An 11114-nucleotide genomic window follows, 5' to 3' on the forward strand; every position below is an offset into this window, starting at 1 on the left:
GAGCCCGGTTCACTGCTCCGCCTCGGCATCTCGCAGTACCTCCACCAGCTTGTCCGCGTAGGCGCGCGGGTGCGTCGTGTTCCCGTTGTGCCCGCCGGGGAACACCTGCACCTGCTCGCCGCGTATCCGCCCGAGCTCCAGGGCGCAGTGCCGGTCGAAGACGCCGTCGGCCGTGGCCCGTCCGGTCGCCGGCACGATGCGCACCGGGGACGCCGCGAGCGCGGCGAGGTCCAGCTCCGCATCGACGACCGCGGTGAAGTCCCGCTCGATGAAGAAGGCGAAGTTCGCGGCGCGCTGCGGCGTGAGCGGTATCGGTGTGAGGCCGGGCTCGGTCTCCTGGTGCACGGGGTCGATCCCCAATACCCGCGCCATCTCCGGGAAAGCGGCCCGGAGACCGCCGTCACGGTAGACGTCCTGGAGGTCCGTCAGCTCCCGTACGTGCCGCGCGCGTCGGTCGGCAGGCAGCAGCGCGGGCGACACCGGCTCGTGAGCGACGAGCGTCGACAGTTGAGCGGAGTGCCGCACCGCGAGGTGCAACCCGATCGCGGCACCCATGCTGCAGCCCAGCATCAGCGCCGGCTCGTCGGTCAGCTCGGCCAGCAGGCGGTGCACGTCATCGGCGTGCTGGGTCAGGGTCACGTCCTGCGCGGGCTCGTCGATCACACTGCGGGACAGGCCCCGCCGGTCGTACGTGACCACCGTGAACCGATCGACGAGCCGGTCGACGAGGTCCACGCTGCGCCCTGCGTCTCCCTCTCCGCTCTGCGAGATCAGCAGCAGGGGACCGCGTCCCCGGACCTCGTAGTGCAGGTTGGCCCCGCTGACGGTGAGAAACATCGAAACCCCCAGGTCGATTCGGATCACTACAGGTCGAACAGAGCCCCCCGGCCCTCTTCGATCTCGAGCTGTTCGAGTGACCCGGCCGACTGGGCTGCGCCCGCCCCTCCGATCCCCCGAACACCTTCACCGTACTCCATCTATTTCGATGCATCAAGAGTGATGGATCGAGAATGATGTATCGGCCTCGATGTAATATCCGGCCATGACCGACCCCGGACCCGCTTCCCCCACCGCATCGCCGACCCCTGTCGAGCTCTTCCTCCTCGGCCGCACGCTGATGAAGATCGGCGAGGAGGCACTGCCCGAGCCGGTTGCCGGATCCGTCCAGTTCCGCGGTGGCACCCGCGCCGTCCTGGTGGTCCTGAGCGACATCCACGCACACGAGAACACCTCGGTCGGTGCCATCGCCGCCCGCACCGGCCTGCCGCAGAGCCAGGTCTCCGGCGCCGTGGCCCGGCTGAAGGAGACCGGCTCCCTGCAGACCGCTCCCGACCCGGCCGACGGCCGGCGGCAGCTGATCCGGCCCGCGGACCAGGTCTCCGAGCGGGTCGCCGAGGTGCGCAGGGCCGACATCACCGAGGCCCTGGCGGCCGCGCTCGGCAGTGATGAGCCCGGCCGGATGCGCGAGGTCACCGAGGCCCTCGCCGTCCTGGCCCGGCACCTCACCCCGGAGTCGGTCAGCCGCTTGCGTCCGTGACGTCCAGGCCGTAGACGCGCCGGGCCGTGCCCGCTGCGATCATCGAGGCCACCCGTTGCGCGTCGCCGAGCGACCACGCCCCCTCGGCGACCCAGCCGCCGAGCACCCGGCTCAGCGCCTCGCGGAACAGCCGGGCCCCGACGACATGCAGTTCCGGGATGCCGTGCGCCCCGCTGGAGAACAGGAGTTTGCCGAACGGGGCCAGTTCGAGGATCTCCGCGAGGACCGCCGCCGCCCGGGCGCCGGTACGGGCGAGGGCCGGGCCCAGGTCGGCGTAGACATGGGGGAAGATCCCGGCCAGGTGGGCGGCGTGCCGGTGGTACGGGTACCCGTGCAGCAGGATCAGGTCGGTACCCAGGCCCGCCGTGGCGCGCGCGAAGTCCGTCAGCAGCACCGGATCGGTGCGGTCGATCCGTCCCCACGTCCTCGCCTCGGGCCGGCCGGGGGAGCCCCCGTTCCCCGGTTCGCCGAGACCGGCGTGGAGTTGGAGCGGTCGGCCCGAGGCCACGGCGATCCACAGCAGGTGCCGCAGCAGCACCGGATCCGTCAGGGTGCCGCCCACCTCGCGGTCGGCCAACCAGCGCCCGGCCGCGCCCCGCACCTCCCCGGGCCCCGGCGGCTGCGGGGCGAGCGCGAGCCCCTGGCGTACGCCCGCGACCGAGGTGAAGGCGACCGCTTCCACGGCCGCGGCGTGCACCGACTCGGCGAGGTTGGCGAGGAAGGACTCGACGGTCCCGGACGTGTCCGCGACCTGCTCGGCCAGCAATTCGAGACGGACGATCTCGTGCGCCTGCGCCTCGCCGGCCCGCGCCATCTCGGCGGGCCCCGTCAGATCGCCCGGCAGCCCCGTGTCCACGAGGTACGTGGTGATGCCGCTGCCGCGCAGGAGCCGCCGGCCCGCTTCCATGACGCCGAGTTCGCGGCGTCTGGCCAGATAGCGGGCGGGCAGGCAGTGGGGTTCCAGGCCGAGCAGCGGTGGGCACCAGCGGCGTACCGCGAAGCCGGTCTGGGTGTCGAAGAAGGTGGTGCCGGGAGCGGGCGGCCCCTCGCTCCGGCCGAGGTGGGCCTCGAACGTGCCGAGGCCCAGCTCCGTACGCAGCACCCCGTGGCAGTACTGATCCACCAGGGACGGCGTTTCGATCATCCGGGGCTCCCCGTATATGGACCGTGCTCCTACAGTCCTAACGGGTGAACGGGCCCCTGGTGTTGCTCGACCGCGGGTCGTACACCTGCGCCCATGACGCTACGGGGCCCGGTCCGCCGTGAGCCGGTCTCAGCCGCCGAGCTGGATGCCCGCCATGCGCTTCCACTCGTACGGGCCGGTCTCGACCTTCGCCGCGAACTCGCCGTCGAAGTCCTCGTGGACGGTGATGCCGGCCTGCTCGACCGCCTTCTGCGCGACTTCGTAGGTGCTGGCCACCAGGTCGCCCCAGCCGCCGTCCTCACCGACGAGGACGATGCGGGTGCCGCGCTCGCCGATGTACGCCAGCTGCCCCTCGGCGCCGCCGTGCGCCTTGGCGAACGCACCGATCTCCTTGGCGAGCTTGGTCGCCCGGCGCTCGTCCTTCGCCGCCCGACGGGGCGTCTCAACCGCTTGAGTCTCTGCCATGAGCAGGATGCTACCGACGAGTAGCCAAACAAGCGATGGGTGGGGTGCGTGGCCTGGGCCACGCACCCCACCCATCGGAACGCTCAAGCGGGCGGTCAGCGCAGGAAGGGGTCCACCGCCACCGCGACGAAGAGCAGGGAGACGTAGGTGATGGACCAGTGGAACAGTCGCATCTCCTTGAGCTTCCCGCCCGTGACATCGGCCTTGGCGCGGTTCTGCAGACCGTGCGCCTCCCACAGCCAGAAGCCGCCCGAGAGCAACGCGACCACGGTGTAGAACCAACCCGTGTAGCCGAGCGGCGTCAGCAGCAGCGAGACCGCGACCATCACCCAGCTGTAGAGGACGATCTGCCGTGCGACCACCTTGTTCGAGGCGATCACCGGGAGCATCGGCACGCCCACGCGCGCGTAGTCGTCCTTCACCTTCATGGACAGCGGCCAGTAGTGCGGCGGCGTCCAGAAGAACATGACAAGGAAGAGGATGACCGGCGCCCACGACATGGAGTCGGTGACCGAGGACCAGCCGATGAGCACGGGCAGGCAGCCCGCGATGCCGCCCCACACGATGTTCTGCGACGTACGCCGCTTCAGGATCATCGTGTAGACGACTACATAGAAGAGCAGTGCCCCGAGCGACAACCAGGCCGACAGCCAGTTGACCGCGAAGCCGAACAAGAGCGTGGAGACGACCGCGAGGGAGATGCCGAAGACCAGGCACTCCGTCGGGCTCACCATGCCCGTGACCAGCGGCCGCTGCGACGTGCGCTCCATGAGGGCGTCGATGTCGCGGTCGTACCACATGTTCAGCGCGTTGGCGCCGCCCGCCGACAGGTAACCGCCGAGGCAGGTGATGAGCACCAGCTTCAGGTTCGGCACACCCTGCTCGGCGAGGAACATCACCGGAACCGTGGTGATGAGCAGAAGCTCGATGATCCGCGGCTTGGTCAGCGCCACGAATGCCTTGACTCGGGCTCCGAACGGCCGCTGGCCCCGGCTGCTGCTCGTGCTGCTCGTCCCGAGCGCTCCCGGAGGACGGGATTCGACGGCCGTCACGCACACCCCTGACAGAGACTCCCAGCGAGCCCCCGTTACGGACCACTTCATGTGAAGTCCCGGTAAAGGCTCGCGCGTACCACGCCACTGTAGACGTTGCCTATACCTCGCCCTTCGTGGGGGTGGGGTCGTGTTGAGCGGCATGCCGCGAAGGACGCAACGTGCCCTCCGGGCGGCATCCCGGCGCCCTTCGCGGGCCTCCTCCCGGTGAACTCCAGATGAGCTTCCGCCGCCCCGGATGAGCCCGCAGATGAGCGGCTCCGCATTCACCTGGCGACCGCACCGGATCCCTGTCGGGAGGCGGATTTCGCGGACTCCCGGCAGTCTGGAATGACTCGAAAAAATGCACGTTCCAGCAAGGGTAGGCTCGACAGCGGCTGGTGAGACCGACATCACCGGCATTACCCATGTGGAGAGGAGCCCTGACTCAGGGTGAGCACCAAGCCGACCACCACTGACCTCGAGTGGACCGATGTGGACCAGCGGGCCGTTGACACCGTCCGGGTCCTGGCCGCCGACGCCGTACAGAAGGTCGGCAACGGCCATCCCGGTACGGCGATGAGCCTGGCCCCGGCCGCGTACACCCTCTTCCAGAAGGTGATGCGGCACGACCCTGCCGACGCCGACTGGGTCGGGCGGGACCGCTTCGTCCTGTCCGCGGGCCACTCGTCCCTGACCCTCTACATCCAGCTCTACCTGGCCGGCTTCGGCCTGGAGCTGGACGACCTGAAGGCGTTCCGGACGTGGGGTTCCAAGACCCCCGGCCACCCCGAGTACGGGCACACCACGGGCGTCGAGACCACCACGGGCCCCCTCGGCCAGGGCGTCGCCAACGCCGTGGGCATGGCGATGGCCGCCCGCTACGAGCGCGGCCTGTTCGACCCGGAGGCCGCCCCGGGCACCTCCCCGTTCGACCACTTCATCTACGCGATCGCCGGCGACGGCTGCCTGCAGGAGGGCATCTCCTCCGAGGCCTCCTCCATGGCCGGGCACCAGCAGCTCGGCAACCTGGTCCTGCTGTGGGACGACAACCACATCTCGATCGAGGGCGACACGGAGACCGCGGTCTCCGAGGACACCTGCAAGCGCTACGAGGCGTACGGCTGGCACGTCCAGCGCGTGGCCGCGAAGCCGGACGGCGACCTCGACCACGAGGCGATCTACAACGCCATCGAGGCCGCCAAGAAGGTCACGGACAAGCCGTCCTTCATCGCGATGCGCTCGATCATCGCCTGGCCCGCCCCGAACGCGCAGAACACCGAGGCCGCGCACGGCTCGGCGCTCGGCGACGACGAGGTGGCCGCCACCAAGCGCGTCCTCGGTTTCGACCCGGAGAAGTCCTTCGAGGTCCCCGAGGAGGTCATCGGCCACACCCGTAAGGCCCTCGACCGCGGCGCCCAGGCCAGGGCCGAGTGGGAGAAGTCGTTCCAGGAGTGGCGCACCGCCAACCCCGAGCGCGCCGCCGAGTTCGACCGCATCAACGCGGGCGAGCTGCCGGCCGGCTGGGAGAAGAGCATCCCGGTCTTCGAGACGGGCAAGGGCGTCGCCACCCGCGCCGCGTCCGGCAAGGTGCTCCAGGCCCTCGGCCCGGTCGTCCCCGAGCTGTGGGGCGGCTCCGCCGACCTCGCGGGCTCGAACAACACGACGATCGACAAGACGTCGTCCTTCCTCCCGAAGGGCAACCCCCTGCCGGAGGCGGACCCGTACGGCCGCACGATCCACTTCGGCATCCGCGAGCACTCCATGGCCGCGGAGATGAACGGCATCGCGCTGCACGGGCACACGCGCATCTACGGCGGCACCTTCCTGGTGTTCTCCGACTACATGCGCAACGCCGTGCGTCTGTCGGCCCTGATGCACCTGCCGGTGACGTACGTGTGGACGCACGACTCCGTCGGCCTCGGTGAGGACGGCCCGACGCACCAGCCGGTCGAGCACCTCGCCTCGCTGCGCGCGATCCCCGGCCTGAACGTGATCCGCCCGGCGGACGCCAACGAGACGGCCATCGCCTGGCGCGAGGTCCTCAAGCGCGGCAAGAAGGACTACGGCAAGAGCGCGCCGCACGGCCTGTCCCTCACCCGCCAGGGCGTGCCGACGTACGAGCCCAACGAGGACACCGTCAAGGGCGGCTACGTGCTCGTGGAGGCCTCGAAGGCCACGCCGGACCTCATCCTCATCGCCACCGGTTCCGAGGTGCAGCTCGCCGTCGAGGCGCGCGAGACCCTGGAGGCCGAGGGCGTCGCCACGCGCGTCGTGTCGATGCCTTGTGTCGAGTGGTTCGAGGAGCAGGACCAGGGGTACCGGGACAGCGTCCTGCCGCCCTCGGTCAAGGCGCGTGTCTCGGTCGAGGCCGGGATCGGTCTGACCTGGCACAAGTACGTCGGGGACGCAGGCCGCATCGTTTCGCTGGAGCACTTCGGCGCTTCGGCCGACGGCAAGGTGCTCTTCCAGGAGTTCGGCTTCACTGCCGAGAACGTGGTGGCCAAGGCGCGGGAATCTCTCGCCGCGGCCCAGCGCTGACGCCCGTACACGACACGTAGGAGATGCAATTTCCATGACAGACGCACTGAAGCGCCTCTCCGAGGAGGGCGTCGCGATCTGGCTGGACGACCTGTCGCGCAAGCGGATCACGTCCGGCAACCTCGCCGAACTGATCGACCAGCAGCACGTCGTGGGCGTCACCACCAATCCGTCGATCTTCCAGAAGGCGATCTCGCAGGGCGACGGTTACGACCAGCAGCTCGCCGACCTCTCGGCGCGCAAGGTCACCGTCGAAGAGGCCATCCGCATGATCACGACGGCGGACGTCCGGGACGCCGCCGACATCCTGCGCCCGGTCTTCGACGCGACCGGCGGCCAGGACGGCCGGGTGTCGATCGAGGTCGACCCGCGGCTCGCCCACAACACGCAGGCCACGATCGCCGAGGCCAAGCAGCTGGCGTGGCTGGTGGACCGGCCGAACACGCTCATCAAGATCCCGGCGACCGAGGCGGGCCTGCCCGCGATCACCGAGACCATCGGCAAGGGCATCAGCGTCAACGTCACGCTGATCTTCTCGCTGGAGCGCTACCGCAAGGTGATGGACGCCTACCTGGCCGGTCTGGAGAAGGCCAAGGCCGCCGGCCTGGACCTGTCCAAGATCCACTCGGTGGCGTCCTTCTTCGTGTCCCGCGTGGACACCGAGATCGACAAGCGGATCGACGCCCTCGGCACGGACGACGCCAAGGCCGCCCGCGGCAAGGCCGGCCTCGCCAACGCGCGCCTGGCCTACGAGGCGTTCGAGGAGGTCTTCAGCGGAGACCGCTGGGCCGCGCTCGACAAGGCGCAGGCCAACAAGCAGCGCCCGCTGTGGGCCTCGACCGGCGTGAAGGACAAGGCGTACAAGGACACCCTGTACGTCGACGACCTGGTCGCCCCGGGCACGGTGAACACCATGCCGGAGGCCACGCTGGAGGCGACGGCCGACCACGGCCAGATCACCGGGAACACCATCGCGGGCACGTACGACCAGTCCCGCGCGGAGATCGAGGCCGTCGAGAAGCTCGGGATCTCGTACGACGAGGTCGTGCAGCTCCTGGAGGACGAGGGCGTCGAGAAGTTCGAGGCGGCCTGGAACGACCTGCTCAAGTCGACCGAGGCGGAGCTCAAGCGCCTCGCCCCTTCGGAGGGCTGAAACCTTGACCGCACACGGAGTCAACCCGCTCCGTGACGCCGCAGACCGACGGCTCCCGCGCATCGCGGGGCCGTCGGGCCTGGTGATCTTCGGCGTTACGGGCGATTTGTCACGTAAAAAGCTCATGCCTGCCGTGTACGACCTCGCCAACCGGGGCCTGCTGCCCCCGGGCTTCTCGCTGATCGGCTTCGCCCGCCGCGAGTGGCAGGACGAGGACTTCGCGCAGGAGGTGCACGACGCGGTCAAGCAGCACGCCCGCACGCCCTTCCGTGAAGAGGTCTGGCAGCAGCTCATCCAGGGCATGCGGTTCGTCCAGGGCAACTTCGACGACGACGACGCCTTCGAGACCCTGAAGACGACGATCCAGGACCTCGACAAGTCCCAGGGCACGGGCGGGAACTTCGCCTTCTACCTCTCCGTGCCTCCCAAGTTCTTCCCGCAGGTCGTGCAGCAACTGAAGAAGCACGGACTCGCGGACGCGCCGAACGGCTCGTGGCGGCGGGCGGTCATCGAGAAGCCCTTCGGCCACGACCTCGCGTCGGCCAAGGACCTGAACGCGATCGTGCACGAGGTGTTCGACCCGGACCAGGTGTTCCGGATCGACCACTACCTCGGCAAGGAGACCGTCCAGAACATCCTGGCGCTCCGCTTCGCCAACCAGATGTTCGAGCCGATCTGGAACCGCTCGTACGTGGACCACGTACAGATCACGATGGCCGAGGACATCGGCATCGGCGGGCGCGCCGGCTACTACGACGGCATCGGCGCGGCCCGCGACGTCATCCAGAACCACCTCCTTCAGTTGATGGCGCTCACGGCCATGGAGGAGCCCGCCTCCTTCGACGCGGACGCGCTCGTCGCCGAGAAGGCCAAGGTGCTCGGCGCGATCAAGCTGCCGAAGGACCTCGGCAAGGACACGGTGCGCGGCCAGTACGCGGCCGGGTGGCAGGGCGGCGAGAAGGCCGTCGGCTACCTGCAGGAAGACGGCATCGACCCGAAGTCGAAGACGGACACGTACGCGGCCGTCAAGCTGGAGGTGGACAACCGCCGTTGGGCGGGGGTGCCCTTCTACCTGCGTACGGGCAAGCGGCTCGGGCGGCGGGTGACGGAGATCGCCGTCGTCTTCCAGCGCGCCCCGCACTCCCCCTTCGACCACACGGCGACGGAGGAGCTGGGCCAGAACGCGATCGTGATCCGCGTCCAGCCGGACGAGGGCATCACGGTCCGCTTCGGCTCGAAGGTGCCGGGCACGTCGATGGAGATCCGGGACGTCTCGATGGACTTCGCGTACGGCGAGTCCTTCACCGAGTCGAGCCCGGAGGCGTACGAACGGCTCATCCTGGACGTCCTGTTGGGCGACTCGAACCTCTTCCCGCGCACGGAGGAGGTCGAGCTGTCCTGGAACATCCTCGACCCGATCGAGGACTACTGGGACACGCACGGCAAGCCCGCGCAGTACCCGTCCGGCACGTGGGGGCCCGCCGAGGCGGACGAAATGCTCGCACGAGACGGACGGAGCTGGCGGCGCCCATGAAGATCGACCTTACGGACACCACCTCCAGCAAGATCAACAAGGCGCTGGTCAAGGGCCGCCGGGCCATCGGCACTCCCGCCGTCGGCATGGTGCTCACCCTCGTCATCGTCACCGACGAGGAGAACGCCTACGACTCCCTGAAGGCGGCCAACGAGGCGTCGCGCGAGCACCCTTCGCGCACGCTGGTCGTCATCAAGCGCGTCTCCCGCTCCCCGCGCGACCGCACGAAGTCGCGGCTCGACGCGGAGGTGCGGGTCGGCGCCGAGGCGGGCACCGGCGAGACCGTCGTGCTGCGCCTGTACGGCGAGGTCGTCAACCACGCCCAGTCGGTCGTCCTGCCGCTGCTGCTGCCGGACGCCCCGACGGTGGTGTGGTGGCCCGTGGACGCGCCTCTCGACCCCGCGCAGGACCCGCTGGGCGCACTGGCCCAGCGCCGCGTCACGGACACGTACGCGGCCGAGCAGCCGGTCCACGAGCTGGAGGCCCGCGCGGCGTCGTACTCCCCCGGCGACACGGACCTGTCGTGGACCCGGATCACGCCGTGGCGCTCGATGCTGGCCGCCGCTCTCGACCAGGTCACGACCGACGTCACCTCGGTCGTGGTCGAGGGCGAGGAGTTCAACCCGAGCTGCGAGCTCCTCGCGATGTGGCTCGCGGACCGGCTGGACGTCCCCGTCAAGCGCACGCTCTCCGCGGGCCCCGGCCTGACGGGCGTACGACTGGACTCCACCCAGGGCCCGATCGTGCTCGACCGGGCCGACGGCACCCTGGCCACCCTCTCCATCCAGGGGCAGCCGGACCGCGCGGTCGCGCTCAAGCGCCGCGAGACGTCCGAGCTGATCGCGGAGGAGCTGCGGCGCCTGGACCCGGACGACACGTATGCGGCCGCGCTGAGGTTCGGCGTGGACCGGCTGGGCGAGCCCGCGGAACAGACGACGGTGCCGGAGCCGGTGTCCTTGTCGGCCTCGGCCGCGCCCGCCGCGGCGTCCGCCCAGAAGGCGGCGGCGAAGAAGGCACCCGCCAAAAAGGCACCCGCCAAGAAGGCACCGGCGAAGAAGACCCCGGCCAAGAAGGCGGCAACGAAGTGAGCGCAGACTAGTGAGTGCAGCACCCCAACTCGTCGTCCACCGCGACAAGGAGCTGATGGCGCAGGCGGCCGCGGCCCGGCTGATCACCAAGATCGTCGACGCCCAGGCCGCCCGCGGCTACGCCTCCGTCGTCCTCACGGGCGGCCGCAACGGGAACGGCCTGCTGGCCGCGCTCGCGGCGGCGCCCGCCCGGGACGCGATCGACTGGGGCCGCCTCGACCTGTGGTGGGGCGACGAACGGTTCCTGCCGGACGGCGACCCCGAGCGCAACTACACGCAGGCGAAGGAGGCCCTCCTCGACAGCGTGCCGCTCAACCCCGCGCGCGTGCACCCCATGCCCGCGTCGGACGGCCCCTACGAGCCGGACGCCGCGGCCGAGGTGTACGCGGCCGAACTCGCCACGGCGGCCGGGCCCGAGGACCACGGTCCCGTGCCGACCTTCGACGTCCTGATGCTGGGCGTCGGCCCGGACACGCACGTCGCGTCGCTCTTCCCCGAGCTGCCGGCGGTCCGCGAGACGGAGCGCACGGTGGTCGGCGTGCGCGGCGCTCCCAAGCCCCCGCCCCAGCGCATCACGCTCACGCTCCCGGCGATCCGGGCCGCGCGCGAGGTGTGGCTGCT

The 11114-nt window shown here is 70.1% G+C and carries 10 protein-coding genes; 6 read left to right on the plus strand and 4 right to left on the minus strand.

Going from position 1 to position 11114, the window contains the following annotated elements:
• Positions 1-9: 9 nt before the first annotated feature.
• A complete protein-coding gene (locus G3I40_RS25370; protein ID WP_164304427.1) occupies positions 10-837 on the minus strand; it encodes an alpha/beta hydrolase in 828 nt (275 codons plus the stop codon).
• A 205-nt stretch (positions 838-1042) separates the two neighbouring features.
• Between G3I40_RS25370 and G3I40_RS25375 the strand changes: the two genes are divergently transcribed.
• Positions 1043-1537: a helix-turn-helix domain-containing protein gene (locus tag G3I40_RS25375; protein ID WP_164304428.1), complete on the plus strand. Its 495-nt coding sequence runs from the start codon at positions 1043-1045 to the stop codon at positions 1535-1537.
• Here G3I40_RS25375 and G3I40_RS25380 read toward each other — a convergent pair.
• From G3I40_RS25380 to G3I40_RS25390, 3 genes are all read right to left on the minus strand, one after another.
• On the minus strand, positions 1518-2681 hold the full coding sequence (locus tag G3I40_RS25380; protein WP_164304429.1) for an amidohydrolase family protein: 1164 nt from the start codon (positions 2679-2681) through the stop codon (positions 1518-1520). The two genes, G3I40_RS25375 and G3I40_RS25380, sit on opposite strands and share 20 nt — an antisense overlap.
• 129 nt (positions 2682-2810) lie before the next feature.
• Positions 2811-3146, minus strand: coding sequence for a hypothetical protein (locus G3I40_RS25385; protein ID WP_164304430.1), 336 nt, complete (start codon positions 3144-3146; stop codon positions 2811-2813).
• Between the two features lie 95 nt (positions 3147-3241).
• The gene (locus G3I40_RS25390; protein WP_343245015.1) at positions 3242-4099 is read right to left on the minus strand and encodes a heme o synthase; all 858 of its coding nucleotides are present in this window, start codon (positions 4097-4099) and stop codon (positions 3242-3244) included.
• A 531-nt stretch (positions 4100-4630) separates the two neighbouring features.
• On the opposite strand from G3I40_RS25390, the gene tkt reads away from it, so the two are divergent.
• The 5 genes from tkt to pgl form a co-directional block, all read left to right on the plus strand.
• On the plus strand, positions 4631-6718 hold the full coding sequence (tkt, locus tag G3I40_RS25395) for a transketolase (protein ID WP_164304431.1): 2088 nt from the start codon (positions 4631-4633) through the stop codon (positions 6716-6718).
• Between the two features lie 34 nt (positions 6719-6752).
• On the plus strand, positions 6753-7871 hold the full coding sequence (tal, locus tag G3I40_RS25400) for a transaldolase (protein WP_164304432.1): 1119 nt from the start codon (positions 6753-6755) through the stop codon (positions 7869-7871).
• 4 nt (positions 7872-7875) lie between these two features.
• A complete protein-coding gene (zwf, locus tag G3I40_RS25405) occupies positions 7876-9405 on the plus strand; it encodes a glucose-6-phosphate dehydrogenase (RefSeq protein ID WP_164304433.1) in 1530 nt (509 codons plus the stop codon).
• Positions 9402-10493: a glucose-6-phosphate dehydrogenase assembly protein OpcA gene (opcA, locus tag G3I40_RS25410; protein ID WP_164304434.1), complete on the plus strand. Its 1092-nt coding sequence runs from the start codon at positions 9402-9404 to the stop codon at positions 10491-10493. Before zwf ends, opcA begins: the two co-directional genes overlap by 4 nt.
• A gap of 55 nt (positions 10494-10548) precedes the next feature.
• Positions 10549-11114, plus strand: a 566-nt coding sequence (gene pgl, locus G3I40_RS25415; protein ID WP_203644768.1) for a 6-phosphogluconolactonase, incomplete at its 3' end; no start/stop codon positions are given.

Origin of the sequence: Streptomyces sp. SID14478, assembly GCF_010548525.1 — a bacterium.
Classification (GTDB): domain Bacteria; phylum Actinomycetota; class Actinomycetes; order Streptomycetales; family Streptomycetaceae; genus Streptomyces.